The 22735-nt window shown below is 64.9% G+C and carries 19 protein-coding genes and 1 tRNA gene; 8 read left to right on the plus strand and 12 right to left on the minus strand.

The features are described 5' to 3' along the window. Window positions 1–39 precede the first annotated feature (39 nt). From HHL15_RS13785 to eat, 4 genes are read right to left on the minus strand one after another with little or no spacing between them, the layout of a single operon-like run. Entirely contained in the window at window positions 40–900 is an 861-nt protein-coding gene (locus tag HHL15_RS13785; RefSeq protein WP_169146364.1) for a TorF family putative porin, read from the minus strand. Window positions 901–945: 45 nt separating this feature from the next. After that, window positions 946–1752: an ethanolamine ammonia-lyase subunit EutC gene (eutC, locus tag HHL15_RS13790; RefSeq protein WP_169146365.1), complete on the minus strand. Its 807-nt coding sequence runs from the start codon at window positions 1750–1752 to the stop codon at window positions 946–948. 15 nt (window positions 1753–1767) lie between these two features. Next, window positions 1768–3150, minus strand: coding sequence for an ethanolamine ammonia-lyase subunit EutB (locus HHL15_RS13795; protein WP_169146366.1), 1383 nt, complete (start codon window positions 3148–3150; stop codon window positions 1768–1770). Window positions 3151–3210: 60 nt separating this feature from the next. Continuing rightward, window positions 3211–4599, minus strand: a complete 1389-nt coding sequence (eat, locus tag HHL15_RS13800) for an ethanolamine permease (RefSeq protein ID WP_206198758.1) — start codon at window positions 4597–4599, stop codon at window positions 3211–3213. 292 nt (window positions 4600–4891) lie between these two features. Between eat and HHL15_RS13805 the strand changes: the two genes are divergently transcribed. Next, window positions 4892–5866, plus strand: a complete 975-nt coding sequence (locus tag HHL15_RS13805; protein ID WP_169146368.1) for a helix-turn-helix domain-containing protein — start codon at window positions 4892–4894, stop codon at window positions 5864–5866. 138 nt (window positions 5867–6004) lie between these two features. Beyond that, complete coding sequence (ribA, locus tag HHL15_RS13810) at window positions 6005–6685, plus strand: GTP cyclohydrolase II (protein WP_169146369.1); 681 nt, start codon at window positions 6005–6007, stop codon at window positions 6683–6685. Here the strand turns inward: ribA and gcvA are convergent. Further along, entirely contained in the window at window positions 6672–7640 is a 969-nt protein-coding gene (gene gcvA / locus HHL15_RS13815; RefSeq protein ID WP_169146370.1) for a transcriptional regulator GcvA, read from the minus strand. The genes ribA and gcvA overlap by 14 nt on opposite strands. Window positions 7641–7814: 174 nt before the next feature. Here gcvA and HHL15_RS13820 point away from each other — a divergent pair, with 174 nt between their 5' ends. Further along, window positions 7815–7967, plus strand: coding sequence for a hypothetical protein (locus HHL15_RS13820; protein ID WP_169146371.1), 153 nt, complete (start codon window positions 7815–7817; stop codon window positions 7965–7967). Between the two features lie 65 nt (window positions 7968–8032). On the opposite strand, the gene HHL15_RS13825 is transcribed toward HHL15_RS13820, so the two are convergent. Then, window positions 8033–8719: a hypothetical protein gene (locus HHL15_RS13825; RefSeq protein ID WP_235943392.1), complete on the minus strand. Its 687-nt coding sequence runs from the start codon at window positions 8717–8719 to the stop codon at window positions 8033–8035. A 433-nt stretch (window positions 8720–9152) separates the two neighbouring features. Between HHL15_RS13825 and HHL15_RS13830 the strand changes: the two genes are divergently transcribed. After that, the gene (locus HHL15_RS13830) at window positions 9153–9593 is read left to right on the plus strand and encodes a hypothetical protein (protein WP_169146372.1); all 441 of its coding nucleotides are present in this window, start codon (window positions 9153–9155) and stop codon (window positions 9591–9593) included. Continuing rightward, window positions 9590–10135 carry a hypothetical protein gene (locus HHL15_RS13835; RefSeq protein ID WP_169146373.1) on the plus strand — a complete coding sequence of 182 codons (546 nt, stop codon included), beginning with the start codon at window positions 9590–9592 and terminating at the stop codon, window positions 10133–10135. The genes HHL15_RS13830 and HHL15_RS13835 overlap by 4 nt, the downstream gene beginning before the upstream one ends. Window positions 10136–11356: 1221 nt before the next feature. Here HHL15_RS13835 and HHL15_RS13840 read toward each other — a convergent pair. From HHL15_RS13840 to acs, 6 genes are all read right to left on the minus strand, one after another. Further along, a tRNA-Phe gene (locus HHL15_RS13840) sits at window positions 11357–11432 on the minus strand. A 95-nt stretch (window positions 11433–11527) separates the two neighbouring features. Continuing rightward, window positions 11528–13027 carry a sensor histidine kinase gene (locus tag HHL15_RS13845; RefSeq protein WP_169146374.1) on the minus strand — a complete coding sequence of 500 codons (1500 nt, stop codon included), beginning with the start codon at window positions 13025–13027 and terminating at the stop codon, window positions 11528–11530. Further along, window positions 13014–13688: a response regulator transcription factor gene (locus HHL15_RS13850; RefSeq protein WP_169146375.1), complete on the minus strand. Its 675-nt coding sequence runs from the start codon at window positions 13686–13688 to the stop codon at window positions 13014–13016. The genes HHL15_RS13845 and HHL15_RS13850 overlap by 14 nt, the downstream gene beginning before the upstream one ends. A gap of 413 nt (window positions 13689–14101) precedes the next feature. Then, entirely contained in the window at window positions 14102–15847 is a 1746-nt protein-coding gene (locus tag HHL15_RS13855) for a cation acetate symporter (protein ID WP_169146376.1), read from the minus strand. Continuing rightward, window positions 15847–16155: a DUF485 domain-containing protein gene (locus HHL15_RS13860; protein ID WP_169146377.1), complete on the minus strand. Its 309-nt coding sequence runs from the start codon at window positions 16153–16155 to the stop codon at window positions 15847–15849. Before HHL15_RS13860 ends, HHL15_RS13855 begins: the two co-directional genes overlap by 1 nt. A gap of 374 nt (window positions 16156–16529) precedes the next feature. Then, on the minus strand, window positions 16530–18491 hold the full coding sequence (acs, locus tag HHL15_RS13865; protein ID WP_169146378.1) for an acetate--CoA ligase: 1962 nt from the start codon (window positions 18489–18491) through the stop codon (window positions 16530–16532). A 357-nt stretch (window positions 18492–18848) separates the two neighbouring features. Here acs and mshL point away from each other — a divergent pair, with 357 nt between their 5' ends. Genes mshL through HHL15_RS13880 form a run of 3 tightly spaced genes read left to right on the plus strand, consistent with a single transcriptional unit; the run spans window position 18849 to window position 22734 of the window. After that, the gene (mshL, locus tag HHL15_RS13870; RefSeq protein WP_169146379.1) at window positions 18849–20693 is read left to right on the plus strand and encodes a pilus (MSHA type) biogenesis protein MshL; all 1845 of its coding nucleotides are present in this window, start codon (window positions 18849–18851) and stop codon (window positions 20691–20693) included. Beyond that, the gene (locus HHL15_RS13875) at window positions 20690–21034 is read left to right on the plus strand and encodes a hypothetical protein (protein WP_169146380.1); all 345 of its coding nucleotides are present in this window, start codon (window positions 20690–20692) and stop codon (window positions 21032–21034) included. Before mshL ends, HHL15_RS13875 begins: the two co-directional genes overlap by 4 nt. Beyond that, window positions 21031–22734: a GspE/PulE family protein gene (locus HHL15_RS13880; RefSeq protein ID WP_169146381.1), complete on the plus strand. Its 1704-nt coding sequence runs from the start codon at window positions 21031–21033 to the stop codon at window positions 22732–22734. The genes HHL15_RS13875 and HHL15_RS13880 overlap by 4 nt, the downstream gene beginning before the upstream one ends. Window position 22735 lies beyond the last annotated feature (1 nt).

Here is a 22735-nt window from a genome sequence, read left to right on the forward strand (position 1 = left end):
CACCCCGGAGGGGCAGTGGTGCCCCTCCGGGGTGCATGGTCAGAAGGCCTTGGCGATGCTCACGAAGAACTTTTCCTTGGCGATGTCGTGCTTGGAGGTGCCGTCGCTGAGGCTGTAGTAGCTGTCGTAGGCCTTGGGCTCGCTGCTGGCCGAGAAGAAGGCGCCGGCGCTCCAGCCGTCGGGCAGGGCGCGGGTCACGCCGACCTTGTAGTAGGAGATGTTGAGCCCGGTGGTGTTGGAGATGTACTGACGGCCGATCTGGCCGCTGAGGTTCCAGCCCTCGGCCACGTCGTAGGCGGCATTCAGCTCGAAGAAGTGCGAGCCGCGGGTGCTGCCGGTGACGCCGGCGGAGGAATCGCCGAAGAAGCCGCCGTTGGTGGGGGAGTTGTTGGTGCTCCAGCCGAAGTATTCGGTGAGCTGGCGGCCCGTCTTGAAGGTGAGCCATTCATAGCTCACCGCCAGGTAGGCCTCGAGGGTGTTGAGGCTGTTGGAGCGGTTGTAGCCGGCAAACACCGAGTCGGTCCAGTTGCCGCCCGGGTAGGTGTAGTAGATGAGGCCGGCGTCGTAGCCCACGGTGTCGGCGATCTTGCCGCGATAGCCGCCGTAGAAGTCCATCTCCACCGCGGCGCCGGGCAGCCAGTGGTCGGCCACATTCGAGGCGAAGAAGCCGGCGTAGGCACCCGAGGTGTGCACGGCCTCGACGCTGAACTGCAGGGCGGGCTTGCCCCAGGTCTGGGTCTGACCGCGGAAGATGTAGTCGCTGACAAGGCTCAGGCTGACGGGCACGGTCCACTCGGGGGTCTCGTCGGCGGCCAGTGCGGGCGTGGCGGCAGCCAGGCTGGCACAAGCGAGACAGACGGCGGTGGAGGCGCGCAGGCGGCGCAGGGGGGTGTGAAGCATGAACATCTCCTGGGAAGTAACAACAAGCTCGAAACAGTTAATAAGCTAAAGGCGTGCCAGGCTGGAATGCAGCCCGGACGGGGCAGGCAGGGGGGCGGCAGTATCGCTGTCATCCTTGAGATCGACACCAGTGCGCCCCAACTTGAGTGCACCAGCGATCAGGAAGGCCAGCTTGCGGGCGGCGTCCTGGTAGCCGAGGCCCTCCGGGCGCACATTGGAGATGCAGTTGCGCTGGGCATCGGTGAGGCCGGGCCGGGGGCCGGCGGTGAGGTAGAGGCCGAGGCTGTCGGGCGATGAGAGGCCCGGGCGCTCGCCGATCATCATCACCACCTGTTCGGCACCGAGCAGGTGGCCGATCTCGTCGCCCAGGGCGACGCGGGCCTGGCTGGCGACGATCACGGGCTGGCTGCGCAGGTCGGGGAAGTAAGGCAGCAGGGCTTGCAGCATGTGCAGGCCGTGGCTGTCGGTGGCCAGGGACGACAAACCATCGGCCAGCACCAGGGCCAGACGGGGCCTGGGCGCCCACAGGGTCGGTGCATCCTCGCGCAGCAGGCGGGTGCTCTCCGGCGCGAGGCTGCGGCCCCAGTCGGGGCGGCGCAGATACACGCTGCGGTCGGCCGCCTGACTGTGCACGGCCAGGGAGGCGAAGCCGGCGTTCTCCAGGTCGGCCTGCAGGGCGGCCACGTCCAGGGCCTGATGCACGGCGTCGCGGGCCTGGGCGTGGGCGGTGCCAAAGCGCAGCACTTCGCGGGTGGGCAGGCTGGCGCCGCTGCGCCCCAGGGCGATGCGGGCGCGGGTCAGGGCTTGCAGGCGCTGCCAGGGGTCGGCGGTGACGATGGCGGGTTTGCTCATGTTGCGCCCCTCCCCCTACAGGCTGCCGGCCAGGGCCAGCAGGGGCTGGGCCTCGCTCTGCGGCAGCAAGTTGCCGCCAAAGTCGGCAATGTTCATGCGCTCCAGCCAGTCTTCGAATTCGGGGGCGCGGCGGCGGTCGAGCACGCGGCGCAGGTAGAGGGCGTCGTGGAAGGAGGTGCTCTGGTAGTTGAGCATGATGTCGTCTGCACCGGGCACGCCGATGATGAAGTTGATGCCGGCTACGCCGAGCAGGGTGAGCAGGGTGTCCATGTCGTCCTGGTCGGCTTCGGCATGGTTGGTGTAGCAGATGTCGCAGCCCATCGGCAGGCCGAGGAGCTTGCCGCAGAAGTGGTCCTCGAGGCCGGCGCGGATGATCTGCTTGCCGTCGTAGAGGTATTCCGGGCCGATGAAGCCGACCACGGTGTTCACCAGCAGAGGTTTGTAGCGCCGCGCCAGGCCATAGGCGCGGGCCTCCAGGGTCTGCTGGTCGGCGCCATGGTGGGCATTGGCCGACAGGGCGCTGCCCTGCCCCGTCTCGAAGTACATGACGTTGTCGCCCAGCGTGCCGCGGCCCAGCTCCAGGGCCGCGATGTTGGCTTCGTCGAGCAGGTCGGCAGAGACGCCGAAGCTGCGGTTCACCGCCTCGGTGCCGCCGATGGACTGGAACACCAGGTCCACCGGCGCGCCCTTCTCGATGGCGCGCACGGTGTTGGTGACGTGGGTGAGCACGCAGCTCTGGGTGGGCACCTCGTACTGCTCGCGGAAATCGTCGATCAGGTGCAGCAGGGTGGTGATGGCGGGCAGGCTGTCGGTGGCCGGGTTGATACCGATCACTGCATCGCCCGCGCCGTAGAGCAGGCCGTCGAGCATGGAGGCGGCAATGCCCCGCGCGTCGTCGGTGGGGTGGTTGGGCTGCAGGCGCACGGCCAGCCGCCCGGGCAGGCCGAGGGTGTTGCGGAAGCGGGTGATCACGCTGCACTTGGCGGCCACCAGGATGAGGTCCTGGTTGCGCATCAGCTTGCTCACCGCGGCTGCCATCTCGGGGGTGATGCCGGGGGCCAGGGCGCTGAGGGTGGGGCCGTCGGCCAGGTCGGAGAGCAGCCAGTCGCGGAATTCGCCCACGCTCAGGCCCGCCACCGGCGCAAAGGCCGCCGGGACGTGGCTGTCGAGGATGAGTCGCGTGACTTCGTCATGTTCATAGGGCACCACGGCTTCTTGCAAAAAGCGCGCCAGCGGTATGTCGGCCAGCACACAGCGGGCGGCCATGCGCTCCTCTTCCGAGGCCGCCGCCACCCCGGCCAGCATGTCGCCGGAACGGGCCGGGCTGGCCTTGGCAAGCACCGTCTTCAGGTCGGGGAAGACGTAGCGCCGGAGTCCGAGGGTGCAGGCGTAGTTCATGGGGGAGATCCTTGGGGATGGGGGTGGGACAGGGGCGGCAGATACCGCCCCTGCGCGGGGTCAGCCTTCCGCTTCGGCCAGCCCGGCGAAAGGCAGCGCTTCACGCTGCTTGTGGGTGAGCTGGAAGTAGCCGTAGCCGACCAGCAGGATGAGCACGAAGAGGCCTGCCAGGAGCGGGTTGAACCACGCCACGGTGCCCAGGCAGATGAGAGCGCCGGCCAGGGCGATGGCGGGAAACACAGGGTAGAACGGGGCCTTGTAGGGCCGCGCCAGGCGGGGTTCGGCGGCGCGCAGCTTGAACAGGGCTGCCATCGACAAGGCATACATCAGCAGCGCGCCGAACACCGACATGGTGACGATGTTGGCGGTGAGGCTCTGCCCGCCGAAGGACAGCCATTCGTCGCTGAAGATGGCCGCGATGCCCACCGCGCCGCCGCCCAGGATGGCCCGGTGGGGCGTCTTGAAGCGCGGGTGGATCTTGCCAAACCAGCCCGGCAGGTAGCCGGAGCGGGCCTGGGCGTAAATCTGGCGGGAGTAACCCAGGATGATGCCGTGGAAGGACGCCACCAGGCCGAACAGGCCCAGCCACACCAGCATGTGCAGCCAGCCGCTGGATTCGCCGACCATGGTCTTCATGGCCTGGGGCAGCGGGTCGTTGATGTTGGCGAGCTTGGTCCAGTCGCCCACGCCGCCGGCAAACACCATCACGCCCACGGCCAGCACCACCAGGGTGAGGATGCCGCCGGTGTAGGCGATGGGGATGGAGCGCTTGGGGTCCTTGGCCTCTTCGGCGGCCATGGCGACGCCTTCGATGGCCAGGAAGAACCAGATCGCAAACGGGATGGCCGCGAAGATGCCGGGGATGGCCGCCAACGAGAAGCTGTCGGCACCGCTCCAGCCGCCCTTGGTGAAGTTGGCCAGGGAGAAGCCCGGCGCCACCACGCCCATGAACACCAGCAGCTCGAAGATGGCCAGCAGCGTGACGAAGAGCTCGAAGGTGGCGGCAATCGTCACCCCGACGATGTTGAGGCCCATGAAGACGATGTAGGCCCCCACCGCGGCGAGCTTGGGGTCGAGCGCCGGGTATTGCACATTGAGGTAGGCGCCGATCGCCAGGGCGATGGCCGGCGGCGCGAAGACGAATTCGATGAGGGTGGCCATGCCCGCCAGGTAGCCGCCGGTGGGGCCGAAGGCGTGGTAGCTGTAGGCGAAAGGCCCGCCGGCGTGGGGGATGCTGGCGGTGAGTTCGGTGAAGCTGAAGATGAAGGTGCCGTACATCACGGCCACCATGATGGTGGTGACGAGGAAGCCGAGAGTGCCGGCGGAGGCCCAGCCGAAGCTCCAGCCAAAGTACTCGCCCGAGATGACCAGGCCGACGGCGATGCCCCACAACTGCCAGGTGCCCAGGCTGGCCGAAAGGCCGTGCGGGGCTTGATTGGATGCGCTCATGATTGACTCCGGGAGGTTTGATGACTGCATCGTGGCTCACCGGAAGGGGGTGCATCTAGCAAGATTCGGCACGCCGATAGCAGGATTCGGCACCGCCGCGCAAACGTGCCGAAAGCTGCCATGCGGCCTGCACCAGGCCTGTGCCCGAGCCTTGTGCAACGCACCAAGACAGATCATTTTCGCCACTGGGTAATACCGGGCGGCGGGCTTGAAGCACGCACCGGCGCGCACATCCTTCCAACGGTACGGCGCTTGCTTCGCAGGCAGGATGATCCCCTTGCAGGACGCCACCATGAGCGCCACCCTCCTCTCTCCGCCCGCCCCGCCCCGGCCGCTGCGGCGCGTGACCCGGGCCCGGGACGCCGACGAGCAGGCGCACAACCTGTCCCAGTGGGACCAGCGTTATGACCAGCTCTCGCCGGGGCACTTCGAGGGTTCGGTGACGGAGTTGTGGCTGCCCAGGAGCCAGGTCTTCGTCGAGACGGCCAACCGCCAGCTGCGCCAGACCTGCGCGGCGTGGCCCCGCTCGGTGTGGTTCGGCATTCCGGCGGCGCGGGACGGCATGATGTCCTTGGGGGGCAAGCCCTTGTCGTCGCGGGCAGTGTGCATCCGGGACGGGGGCGCGGAGTTCGACCTGCTCACCGCACCGGACTTCAACCTGTTCGGCATCGTGGTGGACCGGCTGGCCTTTGCCGAGCATGTGGACCGCCACGCCCACCGGGATCTGGACCGCCTGCTGCAACAGGGCGACGTGCTCAACCTGGAGCCGGCACGCAAGAACGCCCTGTGCGCAGCGCTCACCGCCATCCTGGCCGACGCCGAAGGGCCCGACGCCGCCGGCAGCTCGGCCGACGCGCTGCAGCTGCGCATCTTCGATGCGCTGGCCGACATGCTGATGGGCCCGGACACCGCGCCCGGCCACGTCAGCCGCAGCCGCCTGGCCCACCAGCAGACGGTGGAGCGGGTGCGCCAGTATGTGCTGCAGCACCCCGACCAGCCGCCCTCCATCCCCGAGCTGTGCGAGCGCCTGCACCTGAGCCGGCGCGCCCTGCAGAACTGTTTCGAGGATGTGGCCGGCATGCCGCCGCTGAGCTACATGCGCAGCCTGCGCCTCAACGAGGTACGCCGCGAGCTCAAGCACAACCGCGGCCGGCGCCCCATCTCGAGCATCGCCTACGACTGGGGCTTCACCCACATGAGCCAGTTCGCGCGGGACTACCGGCGCATGTTCGGGGTGCTGCCTTCAGAGTCCGTCCGCGAGGTGTAAGCCGCCGGCGCCACCGCTGCCGGGGAGCAACATGCTAGGATTGCCGTCGATGGGGCTTGATCGCCCCTTTATCCGACACCCGTCTGCCCTGCCGGCCTGCCCGGTTTGCAGCAGCCCGACGCAACAGAAGATCCGAACATGTCCGCATCACCCGAGCCAACCCGTCATTCGGAATGGCTGGCCTATACCGACCTGCCGACCACGCATGGTGTGTTTGCCATGCACATCTTTCGCACCACCCTGCCCGACCCCACCCAGGGCTTCCAGGAACATGTGGCCCTCGTGCATGGCCAGGTCGAGGGCGTCGCCGGCCTGCCGGTGCGCGTGCACTCCGAGTGCCTGACCGGTGAAGTCTTCGGCTCCCTCAAGTGCGACTGCCGTGACCAGCTCGATCTGGCCCTGTCGGAGATCGTGCGCCGTGGCGCCGGCATCGTGCTCTACCTGCGCCAGGAAGGCCGCGGCATCGGCCTGACCAACAAGGTGCGGGCCTATCATCTGCAGTCCCGCGGGCATGACACGGTGGATGCCAACCGCCTCCTCGGCCTGCCCGACGATGCCCGGTCGTATGAGATGGTCCCCGAGATGCTCGCCCACTTCAAGGTGCCGAGCATCCAGCTGATGACCAACAACCCCGACAAGCTGGCCAAGCTCACCGCCCTGGGCGTGAAGGTCGACGGCTGCCTGCCGGTCATCACCCAGCCCAACACGCACTCCATCGGCTATATCAAGACCAAGCGCCAGCGCATGGGGCATTCGCTGCCCGACCATGGTGACAAGGCGCCACTCGCCAGCGTGGGCGCCAGGCTCAGCGAAGACTAGGCAGCGGCGGCCGAGCCTCCGCAGCGCCGGCCTCAGCCAGCAGCCAGGCCCGGAAATCCCTTATCAAGGGTCGATCGGCCAGGGCCTCGGGCACCACCAGGCTATACACGTAGCGCGATGGCATTACGGTGGCAAAGGGCATCACCAGCCGGCCGGCGCTGACGTCGGCCTCGACCAGCGGCCATAGCGCCAGCGCCATGCCCTGCCCGCCCAAGGCGGCTTCAAGCACCAGCACGGCGCTGGAGAAGCGCGGCCCCCGGCTGGCATCCACCTCGGCCACACCGGCCAGCCGGAACCATTCAGCCCAGCTTGGCCGCACGGCCTCATCGGGAATCGATTCGTCGTGGATGAGAACGTGCTGGCCCAGATCGGCCGCGGTGACGAGTGGCGCGCTTCGTGACAGCAGCCCGGGGCTGCACACCAGCACGTATTCGGGTGCCAGCAGCAGGTCGCGGCAGAAGCCCGGGTAATCCACCATGCCGAAGCGCACGGCCACTGCGCTGCCGGCGTCGCGCGGATCGGTCAGCAGCGTCTCCGGCCCGCGTCCCAGACCGTCGATGTTGCCCACGTCGTCGGCCAGGCGCAGCTCCACCTCCGGATGCAGGGCACCAAAGCGCGACAGGCGCGGCACCAGCCAGCGCAGGGCAAAGGAGGGCGGCGCATGCACGGTGAGCGGCCCGGCCGGACGTAGCTGTGCAACGCCCACGGCCGCCGCCAGGCAATCCAGGCCTTCGCGCAGCTTGGGCAACATGGCCTGCCCCTGCTCGGACAATTCAAGCGCCCGCGGCAGGCGATGGAACAGCGGCACGCCGAGATAGCTTTCGAGGGCCTTGATCTGCTGACTCACCGCGGCAGGTGTGACGAAGAGCTCGTCGGCCGCTTTCTTGAAGCTCAGATGACGCGCCGCCGCCTCGAAGGCTCGCAGCGCGGGGAGCGGCGGCAAACGGTAGCTCATGATGGCTTCGATTAAGTAAAGCTTAATCGTAGCATCAGAAAACCTAGCTTGCTGCAGCGCAACATCAAACCTAGAGTGACATCAGGCGCACAGCAAGGTCCGGTGTCAGGCAACCCCTCCCCTCTGCCTGATACCGAACCGCGCCATCCCGGCAACACGCACAAGGAGAACAAGATGAACCTCGACCACCTCCGCAGACTCTTCAGCCGCTCGCTCGACGAACGGGTCACCGAAGAACGTCGCACCCTCGTCGGCCATGTCTCCGACGCTTTCGAATACGACTGTGAGTCCTACTTCAAGGAAGTCTTCGCCGGCCAGGTCTTGTAAGCAGCGACCGGCACCTGCCAGCCCATGAAAAAACCAGCCTGCGACGGCTGGTTTTTTTGTGGACTTCAGTCACCTTCCGAAAAGCGGAAGTCGCTTTCGATCCACGCCCTGGCCGCTGCCGCGGTGAGCCGGAAATCTGCGGCCACCTTCTGCCGGGCAGCTGACTCGCCCGACTCGTCAAAAGCCTCCAGCAGGGCGTGGGGGTCGTACTCGTCGGGCACGATGTCCAGCGTCACCTCCCATTGGGCGTCGCCCGCCCGTACCGTCACCTGCTTGTGCAGATGCGCCTGACGCTGCGCCGTCTGGCGCTGCAGGACAGCCGACGCCTGCCTGAGCAGCGCGCTGAACGCCGACGCCCCGAGCGGCTCGGGGCTGTCGCCGGCCATGCGCCAGGGCTGCACCAGGGCGGGTTCGGATTCGCCATCGCGGCGCATCTCGACGGCCCAGCCTTCGGCGTCATCCGACTTGATGACACGCGCGCTCCAGCCGTCTTCGCCCCACTGCCGCGCGTCCCGAACGCCTGCAACAGCCTCGGGGACGACCGGGGCCGGCGCGGGAACAATGATGGGCAGCCTGCATTCGATCAAGGCTGGGGCGTCCGGCGATTCATCTGCGCCCATCAGGGCCAGCTGCGACGGGATGAGCGCACCGGCAGGCAGGGACGACAACGTGCGCCTGCGTGCCTGAGGCACCCGGCCCGCCATTGCGAAGGATCCGTCGAGCGGAAAGTTGAAACTCATCTGGTTGTTCATCTGCGCATTGCCCGCTTGATTCAGCACGCCGCAAACTGTACAAAAATACACTAATTAGTTCAAGTCAACCGCGCGCTCTTACCCGGCCCGCCCATCCACGTCCGGCAACGCAACGTCCGACGCAAGCGGGAGGCGGCCGCTGCTTTCTCGACGCCTTGCAGATCACCGCCACCCGAAGCCCAACCATCGGTCCGGGACAGGCCGCGCCTTCGACATCGGAGTCTGTGGAAGCGGTCATGCCGGAGGCAGGACACGACGAATGAAGACAAGCGTAAGGAACGCCACGGAGAGGATCTATTTGTCATAGAACGTTAAATATACCTTATCGATATCATGGCAACCACCAGGCGGCCGGGCCACCTGAAAGACAACGATATAATCAATTGTCGTATCCCATTGAATTTATCAACTACACACTTATTACCTGAAAGCCATGAACAAACTGGTCAAGCTTCTCCTCCTGCTGTGCATCACAGCCGCCATCACAAGCGGCTGCGCCGTCAATCGCGCCACGGCCCACATCGATCCGGCCACCAACCTCTCTGCACTGAAGACCCTGCACGTCAGGAAATTCGCCGACGACAATGCCAATACCGAGACCCTGATCGCAGACCGACTGCGCGCCCAGGGCGTCAAGGTCACGGCGGACCCGCAGACGCCCCCGGCCGGGGTCGATGGCGTCGTCACCTACGTCGAAAAGTGGATGTGGGACATCACGATGTACATGCTTGAACTCACCGTCGTGATCCGGGATCCGCAGAGCGACTTCCCCCTCGCCACCGGCAACTCCTACCACACCTCGCTGACCCGCAAGTCGCCCAAGGAAATGGTCGATGAGGTCATTGGCAACATCTACAAGGAGCAAAACAAATGATCCGTCAGAACCATATTTGCAAACACGTCGCGGCCCCGGCGGCGGCCCTGGCCCTGTTGCTGGCAGGCTGCGCGTCGCCGGCAAACCGCCAGGCGATGATTCCGCAGGTGCTCGGCCCCCTTCAGACCCATCCCTATAGCGTGCGCGTACAAAGTAGTGGGGGCAGCGATACCGGCGCGCTGGACAGCAGCAACATCTCGGATGCCGACTTGAAGTCAGCCATCGAGGAGGCGGTGGTCAGCAACAAGGTGTTCAAGAGCGTCGTCCAAGGCAAAGACGGCGACTATGAGCTCTCCGTCCGCGTGACCAGTCTGAGCAAACCAATCATCGGCTTTTCGTTCACGGTGGATATGGAGGCGGCCTGGTCCCTGCTCAAGGTTTCCGACCGCTCCGTGGTCATGCGCAAGTCCATCAAGAGCTCTGGCACCGCAACAGCCGGTGATTCCCTGGTTGGCGTCACCCGGCTTCGCCTTGCAGTCGAGGCCTCCGCCCGCGACAACATCAGCCAGGGCCTGCAGGCCGTCTCCGCACTGAAGCTCTGAGGTGGGAACTGCCGCCTGCCGGCGGAGCGCCATACGGGCGCACAAAAGAAAAACCCGAGGGCCTGTGGGCCGCTCGGGTTAAATCCACACCAATGGAGGAGAGGGTGGAGGAGACGGATCAAGAATACACCCTCCTCGTTGTGCGGCGCAACAATTCGCGTGTATCAAGCTGTGACGGAGATCACAAACACTGAACCCGGCCGCGCAACCACCTCGAAGGTGCATTTACCCTGCGCCGCGCGCCATGGCGACGCCTTGAGCATGGCGCGCCAGGCCTCCTTTCACATCAGGGCAGTGAGCAGCTCCCTCCGCGGGCTGGATGGCGAAGCCCCCTACCATCAAGAAAGCACATCCCATCCAGATGACCCGAAGCGGTCAGTCATGCAGCGGATCGCCGCCCCACAGCATCGAAGCGTCTCCCCCTCACGCCTCGCCTAAGGGGCCACCCAAGCCGGGGTATGTTCCAAAATACTATAAACAGGGACGAGGGACGGGCAATGAAACTCAAGAGGTTCAGTGAAACGACCCGATGGCTGCCAATAGGCGTATCGATTTTCGCTGGAATGTCGAACTACAGCCTCGCGCATGGGGCCACGACCATATTCTCGTACTCCGGCCCTGCCACGCCGATCCCAGACGGTATCGATCTCTCGGGCTCCCTTCCAGGTGCAGAGGTTGGGACGCCGATTACCGTATCGGGTCTCACCCCGGCCTGATCGGCAAGATAACCCTGAGCATAGACGGGACGGCGTGCTCGGCCACAGGGGCTGCACCACCGTCGGCATCGATCATACTTTTGTGAATGACTTGCGGATCAAGCTACGCTCACCAACCAGCACCGGGGTCGTGGTAATCCAACACTCACGGAAGTGGCAACAATCTCTGCCAAGTCGTGCTGGATGACGCTGCGGCCACATCCATCCAGACCGCGGTTACGGCCCCGGCACCTTTCACCGGAACGTGGGCCCCCAATGCACCGCGGTCGGCCTTTGCCGGGCAAAGCGCAACGGCATCTGGACCTTGCTGGCGTTCGGGAGCATCGTACTGATGCATCGCTGTCACTAGCCAAGAAAAGCAAGATGCTCAGCCAGGAAGCCCACCCCACGGTGGACTTTTCTATTGCCCGCGACGAGCCCTGGTGAGCCCCAATTCCGTGGAGGTCCCGCCCGCGTGAACGCAAAAACGCCGACCACATGGATCGGCGTTTTTACTTAAATATCTTGGTGGCCAGTCGCGGAATCGAACCACGGACACGCGGATTTTCAATCCGCTGCTCTACCAACTGAGCTAACTGGCCTAAGAGAGAGCGCATTATAGGAGCCATTCCCGTCTTCGTCAAGAGGAATCTGAGCTTTCTCACAATTACGCGAGCTCGATCACCATTCAGGACGCTCAAGCGGGCGGAAACTGCTCCCGTACGGCAGCAGGCAGCGGAGCATCTGTATCGTCAGCCGTTCCACGGCTACGAGGAAACACAACCTGTGCGATGGTGCCCTTCCCAGAGGGGTTGGGGATGAGGCTGACTTTTGCGCGGTGCAGTTCGGCAATCTCGCGGACGATGGGAAGGCCGAGACCGGAGCCGCTTTCGGTGCTCCCCAGGACGCGGTAAAAGCGCTCGAAGACACGTTCCCTGTCGGAGTCCGGCACGCCGATCCCGGTGTCCTCCACCTCAACGATGGCACGCTCGGTGGCGATGGTTCGCACGGTGACGCAGCCGCCTTCGGGGGTGTACTTGATGGCGTTGTCGATGAGGTTCTTGAGCAGTTCGCCAAGCAGGACGGGGTTGCCATCGATGACTAGGGGAGCCTCGGTGGTTTCCAGGCCGAAGTCGATGTTCTTCTGGCGGGCACGCGGCACGAAATCGCTGAGCATGGTGCGAAGCAGGCTTTCCAGGTCGACACGCTCGACCGCGTAGATCTTCTCGTAGCTGGCTTCCGCGCGGGCCAGTGACAGCAGCTGATTGATGAGGTGCCCCGCGCGCTCGGCGCTTTGCGAGATATGCACCAGTGAGCGGTGCACCTGTGTCGGGTCTGTTTCCATCAGGGCAAGGTCGGTCTGCATGCGCAGGCCGGTGAGGGGGGTGCGCATCTGGTGGGCCGCATCCGCAATGAAACGCTGTTGCGCCTGCAGGTTTTCCTCAAGGCGCGCCATCATCTCGTTGAAGGCGATGATCAGTGGCCGCACCTCTTCGGGCACACCGGAGACCGAGATCGGCGACAGGTCGGACGGGCGCCGCCGACGGATCAGGCGCTGCAGGTTATTGAGGGGTGCGATGCCGCGCGAGAGGCCCATCCAGACCAGGATGACGGCAATCGGAATGATTGCGAACTGGGGCAGCAGCACCCCCGTGACGACACGGGATGCGAGGGTGCTGCGCTTGTTGCGGGTTTCAGCGACCTGGAGCAGCACCAACTTGCCCGGCTGACTGTCGATGGGCTGCAGAAACTGGTAAGCGACACGGACCTCCTCGCCGGCGATGCTCTCATCGCGGAACATGACCAGGTCGGGCACCACGCTGTCGGGCGAAGCGATGGGAGGGATGTCCTTGTCACCGGCCAGGAGCTCGCCCTTGAAGCCGATGACCTGATAGTAGACCGTGTCATCCTCGTCCGCGCGCAGGATCAGCCTGGCCGGAGCAGGAAAATTGACGCGGGCCTGCCCTCCCTCCAGCTTGACCAGCCGAGCGATGGCCCGCACGTTGACGGCGAGCGCCTGGTCGTAGGGCTGGTTGGCAATGCTGTTGGCGACGTTGTGGGTGACGATGATGGAGATGGGCCACAGAAAAAGCAGCGGCGCCAGCATCCAGTCGAGGATTTCCCCGAACAGCGAGTTGAAGGCCTTGCCGTCCCCCTCACCCTCATCTGCCGCCTTGCGCCACCTAGGCGACCACATCAGGCTTTTCCAGGCAGTATCCCAGCCCTCTCACCGTCACGATCTGCACGCCACTCTGTTCTAGCTTCTTGCGCAGACGATGGACATAGACCTCGATGGCGTTGTTGGAGACTTCCTCACCCCAGCCACACAGGTGGTCCACCAGTTGCTCCTTGCTCACCAGGCGGCCCGCGCGCAGGAGCAGGACCTCGAGCAGCCCGATCTCACGGGCGGAGAGTTCGATCACCTGGCCATCGATCTTGGCCACGCGATCGGCCTGGTCATAGACGAGGCGCGCATATTCGATGCAGCGGGCCTGCCCCGTACCGCGCCGGGTCAGGGCACGCACACGGGCTTCAAGTTCAGGGAGGGCAAAGGGCTTGGTGAGATAGTCATCCGCACCGGCATCCAACCCCCGCACCCGGTCTTCAACGCCATCCTGGGCAGTGAGTATGAGTACCGGCAAGGCGCACTTGCGCGCCCTCAGGCGACGCAGGACCTCGATGCCGGAGAGCTTGGGCAAACCCAGATCAAGGATGAGCAGATCGAAAGTCTGGCTCATCAGGGCCGCATCCGCACCGGCGCCGTTGGGAACATGATCGACGGCATATCCGGCTTTTTTGAGGGCACGGCACAGGCCGTCCGCGATGATCGGGTCATCTTCAGCCAACAGGATCCGCATGGCGTCCTTCGCAGGGGCAGGAGTGTAAGTTTGAAGTAAGCGGACTGGAGCACATTAGGCCCGCTGTTCTCCTTTTACTCGGTCTTGGGGGCACGTCTGCTGCGCAAGCGGCGACAACGCCTCGGGGGCTGGCCCGCCCGACGGGCCAACCCCCGCCGTCTTTTTTTGTCGCTCAACAAGTCCCGACATCCTCACCCTGACGCGCGCTGGCGCTGGTCGGGGCATTGTTACATCCCAAGACAAATCCGCCTGAGTCTAGCACAGGGCAGTAGGCCCAATGGCAGCAGGGCTTTCACGCCGCCTGCTTCCCCGGATAACGCCCGCACAACAAACAAAACCCCGGCTGCCTTTCGGCGAGCCGGGGTTTTTCACCTGCACCCGCCCGGTCACGCCAGGCAGGGGAAGGACAGGACTTAGTGGCCGGAAGCGCCCGAAGCACCAATGCCGGTCTCGGAGCGGATCAACTGCGCCGCGAAGTCGGCACGCTCCTGCTCGGCGTTCTTGCTGCGGTCGAGCACCGAGAAGAGCCAGATCCCGACAAAACCGATGGTCATCGAGAACAGGCAGGGCGAGGTGTAGGGGAACCAGGCGGAGCCCTTCGGATTGCCAAGGGTGGCTTCCCAGACAGACGGGGAGACCACGGTCAGCGCCACGGAAGAGATCAGACCCAGGAAGCCACCAATCACCGCACCCTTGGTGGTGCAGTCCTTCCACAGCACGCTCATGAAGAGCACCGGGAAGTTGGCGGACGCGGCGATGGCAAAGGCCAGGGACACCATGAAGGCGATGTTCTGCTTTTCGAAGGCGATACCCAGAACCACGGCAACGATGCCCAGCACAATGGTGGTGATGCGGGAGACGCGCAGCTCGGAAGCAGAGTCGGCATTGCCCTTCTTGAACACCGTGGCGTACAGGTCATGGGACACAGCCGATGCGCCGGACAGGGTCAGACCGGCAACCACGGCCAGGATGGTGGCAAAGGCAACCGCGGAGATGAAGCCGAGGAAGATGTTGCCGCCAACCGCATTGGCCAGGTGAATGGCCGCCATGTTGCCGCCGCCCTTCAGGGTGCCCTTGGCATCCAGGAAGGTCGGATCGGTCAGCACGAAGCAGATGGCGCCGAAGCCGATGATGAAGGTCAGGATGTAGAAGTAGCCGATCCAGACGGTCGCCCAGCCCACGGACTTGCGTGCTTCCTTGGCATCCGGCACCGTGAAGAAGCGCATCAGGATGTGGGGCAGACCAGCGGTACCGAACATCAGGGCCATGCCGAAGGAGATGGCAGAGATCGGATCCTTCACGAAGGTACCCGGACCCATGATGGAATCGCCCTTCTTGGCAGCGGCGACGGCCACATCGATACCCTTGGCGGCCGCTTCCTCGATCAGCTTGGCATCCTTGGCAGCCAGGGCAGTCTTGATCTCGACGGCCTTGGCAAACATGGCTTCAGGGCTGAAACCGAACTTCACCAGCACCATAAAGGCCATGAAGGACGCGCCAGCCAGCAGCAGCACGGCCTTGATGATCTGCACCCAGGTGGTGGCGGTCATGCCACCGAAGAGCACGTACACCATCATCAGGGCACCCACGATCACCACGGCCATCCAGTATTCCAGGCCGAAGAGCAGCTTGATCAACTGGCCGGCACCGACCATCTGGGCGATGAGGTAGAAGGCCACCACGACCAGCGTGCCGGACGCCGCAAAGGCGCGGATCGGGGTCTGCTGGAAGCGATAGCCGGCCACGTCGGCAAAGGTGAACTTGCCGAGGTTGCGCAGACGCTCCGCCATCAGGAAGGTGATGATGGGCCAACCCACCAGGAAGCCGATGGAGAAGATCAGGCCATCGTAGCCGTTGGCCATCACCGCAGCGGAAATACCCAGGAAGGACGCAGCGGACATGTAGTCGCCGGCGATCGCCAGACCGTTCTGGAAGCCGGTGATACCGCCGCCTGCCGTGTAGAAGTCAGCCGCCGACTTGGTCTTGGAGGCCGCCCACTTGGTGATGAACATCGTGCCGGCAACGAAGATGCCGAACATGGCGATGGCAGTCCAGTTGGTGGCCTGCTTTTCGGCAATCCCCAGGTCGGCACCGGCCGCCAGCACGGCACCGGATGCAAGGAGTGCCAGCAGGCCGGCAACGAGTTTGGAAGAGCGCATCACTTGGTGGCCTCCTTGATGACTTGTTCCTTCAGCGCATCAAATTCGGTGTTGGCGCGGCGGATGTAGATACCGGTGATGATGACGGTGAACAGGATCACGCCGACACCGATGGGGATCCCCACGGACGTCACGCCAGCCCCCATTTTCTGGGCCAGGAACTCCTTGTTGAACGCAATCAGCACGATATAGCCGTAATAAACGACAAGCATCAGGATTGTCATCATCCAGCCATAGCTATTGCGCTTAGAGACCAGCTCCTGGTATTTCGGATTTGCCCGGATGCGGTCGCCGAGGTCGTCTTTCATATCTCTCCTCCTCTTCGAATTAACCTGTGGGGAGCCAAAAGGACTCCTCTAGGGGTGATTGAAAGTTACAGAGCAACGCTTACGTCGACCTTACGCAGGCAAAAACTACCAAAAACCTTGATCTGCGCGGGTTTTCGCCAACAAGTACATTACCGGAACAACATGCAGGATATGCTGCATGGCACAAAAAAGTAGACGAAAAAAAGGCGCGATGAACGCGCCTTTTTCTCCCCCTCTACCCCCGGCCATACGGCGCCGGGTTCCTCCCCTGTTATTCCTTTGTCTCAACCGGCATTGATTTTTATATTTCCGGCAATTCGGGGGAATTGCCGGCCGCCGGTTTGCCCGGTCGCGGACCGGGACGGTGAGTTTGATTAGCCCTTCAGCTGGTCCAGGATGGCCGGGTTTTCCAGCGTGGAGGTGTCCTGGGTGATTTCCTCGCCCTTGGCCAGCTGACGGAGCAGGCGGCGCATGATCTTGCCGGAACGGGTCTTCGGCAGGTTTTCACCGAAACGGATGTCCTTGGGCTTGGCGATCGGGCCGATTTCCTGGCCGACCCAGTTCTGCAGTTCCTTGAGCACCTTGGCCGCCTCGTCGCCGGTCGGACGGGCACCCTTGAGCACCACGAAGGCCACGATGGCTTCGCCGGTCAGATCGTCCGGACGGCCAACCACGGCAGCCTCGGCCACCTTCTCGTGGGCCACCAGGGCGGATTCGATTTCCATCGTGCCCATGCGGTGACCGGAGACGTTCAGCACGTCATCGATACGACCGGTGATGGTGAAGTAGCCTGTGTCCTTGTCGCGGATCGCGCCGTCGCCCGCCAGGTACAGCTTGCCCTGGAAGTCGGCCGGGTAGTAGGACTTCACGAAACGCTCCGGATCGCCCCAGATGTTGCGGATCATGGACGGCCACGGACGCTTCACGACCAGGATGCCGCCCTGGCCCCAGGGCACTTCGGTGCCGGTTTCGTCGACCACGGCGGCCTGGATGCCCGGGAAGGGCAGCGTGCAGGAGCCGGGGATCAGCGGGGTGGCACCGGGCAGCGGGGTGATCATGTGGCCGCCGGTCTCGGTCTGCCAGAAGGTATCCACGATCGGGCAGCGGCCGCCACCGATGTTCTCGTGGTACCACTCCCAGGCCGCCGGGTTGATCGGCTCGCCCACGGAACCCAGGAGACGCAGCGAAGTGAGGTCGTACTGCTTCGGATGCACGGCCGGGGTGTTGTCCGCGGCCTTGATCAGGGAACGGATGGCGGTCGGCGCGGTGTAGAAGATGCTGACCTTGTGGTCCTGGATCATCTTCCAGAAGCGGCCGGCGTCCGGATAGGTCGGAACGCCTTCGAAGACGATCTCGGTCGCACCGCAGGCCAGGGGGCCGTAGGTGATGTAGGTGTGACCCGTGACCCAACCGATGTCGGCGGTACACCAGAAGACATCGTCCGGCTTGATGTCGAAGGTGTATTGCATGGTCAGGATGGCGTGCAGCAGGTAGCCACCGGTGGAGTGCTGGACGCCCTTCGGCTTGCCGGTGGAACCCGAAGTGTAGAGCAGGAACAGCGGGTGTTCGGCTTCGACCCACTCGGGTTCGCAGACATCGGACATCTGGGCGACGATTTCATCGGCCCAGATGTCGCGACCGGCAACCATGGCGGTCTCGGCGCCGGTGCGCTTGACGACCAGCACGCTGGTGATGGTGGGGCAGCCGCTGGCCAGCGCTTCGTCAGCGATGGACTTGAGCGGGAGCGCCTTGCCACCACGGTTCTGGCCGTCGGAGGTGATCAGCAGCACTGCGCCGGCATCGTTGATGCGGTCGGCCAGCGACTGGGCGGAGAAGCCACCGAAGACGATGGAGTGAGTCGCACCGATGCGGGCGCAGGCCTGCATGGCAACGACGCCCTCGATGGACATCGGCAGGTAGATGACGACGCGGTCACCCTTCTTGACGCCTTGCGCCTTGAGGGCGTTGGCAAACTTGGAGACGCGGGTCAGCAGGTCGGAGTAGGTGACCTTGGCGATGTCGCCCTTGTCGCCTTCAAAGATCAATGCAACCTTGTCGCCCAGGCCCTTTTGGACCTGCCGATCCAGGCAGTTGTAGGACACGTTGAGCTTGCCATCGGCAAACCACTTGAAGAACGGCGCATTGCTTTCATCCAGGACCTGGGTGAAAGGCGTCTGCCAGTCGATCAGCTCCTTGGCGCGCTTGCCCCAGAAACCCTCGTAGTCCTTATCGGCTTCGGCAACCAGCGCCTTGTACGCTTCCATGCCCGACACGGCCGCGTTCTTCACCACCTCTTCGGACGGATAGTAGAACTTCTGGGTGGTTTCGCTCGTCATTTTTTCACCTCTCCTCGTGTTATGAGTGTGCAACGTGGGTAGCTCTGAAACCTGTTCTGGGCGGGGAAGCCTGGCCGCTTGTGCCTGTTTTTCTTGTTGCTTGCTGTGGATGCACGCGCCGTTTCTGATTTTTCTTGGAGTACCGGGCCCTGGGTCCGAGCGGCATTAGAAGCGATCAATCTTACACATGACTTACACCTGCCGAGTTTGGTCCGGCATGGCCACGCCCTCCCCGGCGACCAGCCCCTCCGGCCCGGTGCGGAATGTGTCTGACGGTCAACTAATGGAACTACAGCTTTACAGGCCTCATTATTCCAATAGAATTAATCCAAATGACATCCAAGAACCCGCTCCCCAATGCACATTCCAAACCGGTTCCTGCTGCCTGCAAGCCTGTTGCTGGGTGCCTGTGCATCCCCGCCCGACTTCCCCCCGGGCTCCGGCCATCTCGGCCCCCTGGTGCCTGACCGCCCCATGACGGCGCAGGCTCCGGCATCCCCCCGGCCGCCACCCACGCCGCCCAGCCAGGCACCGGGCTCCGCTTTGCCGCTCGAGACCTATTCTGTCGTCGTCACCGGCGTCCGGCTCCAGGACCTGCTCTTCGCCCTCGCGCGGGACGCCCACCTGAACGTGGACATTCACCCAGGCATCACCGGCAGCGTCACACTCAACGCGATCGACCAGACCCTGCCGCAGATCCTGGCCCGCATTGCCCGTCAGGCGGATGTGCGCTTCGAGTTCGATGGCCCCACGCTACGGGTGATGCCCGACACCCCCTTCCTGCGCATCTACCGGCTCGACTACGTCAACCTGAGCCGCCAGATGTCGGGCACCGTCGCCACCAACACCCAGATCGCCACCAGCGGCGCAGGCAGTGTTGCGGCGGGGCAATCCGCCAGCGCCAATCCGATCGGTGGCGGCAACATCTCGGCAACCCGCATCGAAAACACCTCCCGCAACCAGTTCTGGGACTCCGTCGAAAAGAACCTCAAGGATCTGCTGCGGGAGACGGACAAGATTCTGCCCGAAGGCTCCAGCGAAACCCTCATCGAGAACTCGGGATCCAGCGTCACGACAGGATCTGCCGTGCCTGCCGCACCAACCCAGCCGCCACCGGCCCGGGGGCGCAGCACGACGCCCCGCAGCACGGCCCAGGGTGGCCCGTCCGCAGCCCAGAGCACCACCACCACGCTGGTCCAGCAATCCACCTTTCGCGAAGCCGCCGCCGTGATCGCCAACCGCGAGACCGGAGTCCTGACGGTCCGCGCCACCGGACGCCAGCACGGGAAGGTGGAGGAATTCCTGGAGCAGGTCACGCAGGCGGCCCGCCGGCAAGTCCTGATCGAGGCCACCATCGTCGAGGTCGCCCTGGGAGACACCTACCGGCAAGGCATCGACTGGAGCCGGGTACTGGCCGGAGGCACCCGCTTCGGGCTGACCGGCCCGGGCCTGGGCAGCACGGCCGGCAGCGGCACCACGCCATTCAGCATCGCCTACCAGAGCCGCGACGGGATTGACTCCACGGTGAAGCTGCTGGAGAGCTTCGGCACGGTCAAGGTGCTCTCCAGCCCCAAGCTCTCGGTGCTCAACAACCAGACCGCCGCGATCAAGGTCGTCGAGGAATACGTCTATTTCACGGTCAAGGCCGACACATCCCAGACGACCAACGCCGGCGTCCTGACCACCGTCACCACCACGCCCCAGGCGGTGTCGGTGGGACTGGTGATGACGGTCACACCACAGATCAGCGAGACCGACGAGATCATCCTCAACATCCGGCCCACCATCTCCAGCATCTCCGACTTCCGCCGGGATCCCAACCCCAACATCCCGGCGACCATCCCCAACCTGGTGCCCCAGATCCGGACCCGCGAGATCGAGTCGATCCTGCGTATCGAAAACGGTGAAACCGCCATCCTCGGCGGCCTCATGGAAGACCGGATCGACTACCGGACCGGCCGCGTTCCGCTGATCGGCAGCCTGCCCCTGTTCGGCGAGGTGTTCACCAGCCGGGACAACGGGGTCCAGAAGACCGAGCTGGTGATCTTCCTGCGCCCGATGGTGGTCCGGGAAGCCCGGCTCCTCGCCCGGACACCGCAGCTGCGCGAACACCTGCCGGGCGAGGACTTCTTTCGGAATACCCCACCGCCAGGGCAGCGCAACTTTCCGGGGACATCCCTGCCACTCGAGGCCAGGCCATGACCCGCCCCCCCCACCTCTCCTTCACGCTCGAGGAAGCCGGGCAAACCCCGGATCCCGGACTGAGCTTCGAATCCTCCGCAGCCCAGGTCATGCCGCCCGCAGAGGCCCGCCCGGCCGCCCCTGCCGCTCCACCTGCATCAATGGTCCGTACCCAGCGCCGCACGCTGGCAGACAGGTCGGCGCCATTTGCCCTGGCCGCTGCTGCACTCGCGCTCGCAGCCCTGGCCGGTCTGCTGGGCTACGAGTGGATGCTTCTCCATGCCGACCAGGCACCCCCTCCCGCCTCGCCAGCGAGCACCGACCACCTCCGGGCCCACACCAGCAGGAGTCCCAGCCAATGAACAGCGCCGCCCCTTCCCCGCCCATCGGCCAGACCCTCATCAGCATGGGCCTGATCAGCCCGGACCAGCTGCGGATCGGTCTACAGGAACAGGCCCGCAGCGGCCATGCGATCGGGCGACAGCTGGTCGGCCTGGGCTTTCTCTCCGAAGCGACCCTGCGCGACGCCCTGGCCCGCAAGCTCGACCGGATCAGTGTCGACCTGTCTGCCCTGCTGCCCGACCCGCAGGCCATCGCGCAGGTTCCCCGCCAGCTCGCCAGGCGCCTGGGCCTGATCCCCCTCAGCTATGACCCCGGCCAGGGCCGGCTGGTGGTGGCCTCCGCGAACCTTGACGACATCCTGGCCCAGGATCAGCTGCACGCCCTGCTGCCGCCCGGTACGCACATCGACGTCCGCCTTGCCGGCGACTCCGAGATCGCCCGCGCCATCGACCAGATCTACGGCCATGAGCTCTCCATCGACGGCATCCTCCAGGAGATCGAGACCGGCAGCATCGACACCGCGGCCGGGCGCGGCGACAGCTACGCGCAACCGGTAGTCCGCCTGATCGACGCCCTGCTTGCTGACGCCGTCAAGCAGGGCGCTTCCGACATCCATTTCGAGCCGGAGGCGGCCTTCCTGCGCATCCGCTACCGCATCGACGGCCTGCTCCAGCAGATCCGCGCCCTGCACCATGCCTATTGGCCGGCCATGGCGGTGAGGCTCAAGGTCATGGCCGCCCTCGACATCGCCGAGACGCGCAGCCCGCAGGACGGACGGATCTCCCTGAGTGTCAGCGGCCGGCCGGTGGACTTCCGGGTCTCCACCCAACCCACGCTGCATGGCGAGAACATCGTGCTACGCATCCTCGACCGCCAAGGCGGCCTGGTTGGCATCGACGAGCTGGGCCTCGCCCGGGCCCAGCTCGACCTGCTCAAGCGCATGATCCTCCGTCCGGAGGGCCTGATCCTCGTTACGGGCCCGACCGGCAGCGGCAAGACCACCACGCTGTACTCGGTGCTCAAGCACATCAACACCGAGAGCATCAACATCATGACCCTGGAGGATCCGGTCGAGTATCCGCTGGCCCAGATCCGCCAGACCGCCGTTTCGGATGCCGCCAGGCTGGACTTCGCCAGCGGGATCCGCGCCATGCTGCGCCAGGACCCGGATGTCATCCTGGTCGGCGAGATCCGCGACGGCGACACCGCCCGCATGGCGCTCCAGGCGGCCATGACCGGGCACCAGGTCTATTCAACCCTGCACACCAGCTCGGCCATCGGGGCCATTCCCCGCCTGCTCGACCTGGGCATCGTCCCCGAGATCCTCGCCGGCAACCTGATCGGGATCGCCGCCCAGCGCCTGGTACGCCGACTCTGCCCGGAATGCCGCGCTCCGGCGCCGGCCAGCGACCAGGAGATGCGCCTGCTCGGCCTCGGACAAGCCCGGACCAGGCCGGTGCTGCACCACCCGTCCGGCTGCCCGCAGTGCGCCTTCCGTGGCTACAAGGGGCGCATGGCCATCATGGAGCTGCTCCGGGTCGGCCCGGAGCTGGACGAACTCATCGTCCGCCGCGCCACCCCGCGTGAGATTTTCGAGACCGCGCAGGCACATGGCTTCACCAGCCTCGCCGAGGACGGCACCCGTCGCGTGCTGGAAGGCAGCACCTCGCTCGAAGAGCTGGCCCGGGTCATCGACCTGACCGGCCGCCTGGCATCCTGAG

This window comes from Zoogloea dura (assembly GCF_012927165.1).
GTDB classification, from domain to species: domain Bacteria; phylum Pseudomonadota; class Gammaproteobacteria; order Burkholderiales; family Rhodocyclaceae; genus Zoogloea; species Zoogloea dura.

Coding starts and splice junctions, on each gene's coding strand:
- HHL15_RS13785 (WP_169146364.1), bottom strand. CDS start 900: ATGCTTCACACCCCCCTGCGCCGCCTGCGCGCCTCCACCGCCGTCTGT.
- eutC (WP_169146365.1), bottom strand. CDS start 1,752: ATGAGCAAACCCGCCATCGTCACCGCCGACCCCTGGCAGCGCCTGCAA.
- HHL15_RS13795 (WP_169146366.1), bottom strand. CDS start 3,150: ATGAACTACGCCTGCACCCTCGGACTCCGGCGCTACGTCTTCCCCGAC.
- eat (WP_206198758.1), bottom strand. CDS start 4,599: ATGAGCGCATCCAATCAAGCCCCGCACGGCCTTTCGGCCAGCCTGGGC.
- HHL15_RS13805 (WP_169146368.1), top strand. CDS start 4,892: ATGAGCGCCACCCTCCTCTCTCCGCCCGCCCCGCCCCGGCCGCTGCGG.
- ribA (WP_169146369.1), top strand. CDS start 6,005: ATGTCCGCATCACCCGAGCCAACCCGTCATTCGGAATGGCTGGCCTAT.
- gcvA (WP_169146370.1), bottom strand. CDS start 7,640: ATGAGCTACCGTTTGCCGCCGCTCCCCGCGCTGCGAGCCTTCGAGGCG.
- HHL15_RS13820 (WP_169146371.1), top strand. CDS start 7,815: ATGAACCTCGACCACCTCCGCAGACTCTTCAGCCGCTCGCTCGACGAA.
- HHL15_RS13825 (WP_235943392.1), bottom strand. CDS start 8,719: ATGAACAACCAGATGAGTTTCAACTTTCCGCTCGACGGATCCTTCGCA.
- HHL15_RS13830 (WP_169146372.1), top strand. CDS start 9,153: ATGAACAAACTGGTCAAGCTTCTCCTCCTGCTGTGCATCACAGCCGCC.
- HHL15_RS13835 (WP_169146373.1), top strand. CDS start 9,590: ATGATCCGTCAGAACCATATTTGCAAACACGTCGCGGCCCCGGCGGCG.
- HHL15_RS13845 (WP_169146374.1), bottom strand. CDS start 13,027: ATGTGGTCGCCTAGGTGGCGCAAGGCGGCAGATGAGGGTGAGGGGGAC.
- HHL15_RS13850 (WP_169146375.1), bottom strand. CDS start 13,688: ATGCGGATCCTGTTGGCTGAAGATGACCCGATCATCGCGGACGGCCTG.
- HHL15_RS13855 (WP_169146376.1), bottom strand. CDS start 15,847: ATGCGCTCTTCCAAACTCGTTGCCGGCCTGCTGGCACTCCTTGCATCC.
- HHL15_RS13860 (WP_169146377.1), bottom strand. CDS start 16,155: ATGAAAGACGACCTCGGCGACCGCATCCGGGCAAATCCGAAATACCAG.
- acs (WP_169146378.1), bottom strand. CDS start 18,491: ATGACGAGCGAAACCACCCAGAAGTTCTACTATCCGTCCGAAGAGGTG.
- mshL (WP_169146379.1), top strand. CDS start 18,849: ATGCACATTCCAAACCGGTTCCTGCTGCCTGCAAGCCTGTTGCTGGGT.
- HHL15_RS13875 (WP_169146380.1), top strand. CDS start 20,690: ATGACCCGCCCCCCCCACCTCTCCTTCACGCTCGAGGAAGCCGGGCAA.
- HHL15_RS13880 (WP_169146381.1), top strand. CDS start 21,031: ATGAACAGCGCCGCCCCTTCCCCGCCCATCGGCCAGACCCTCATCAGC.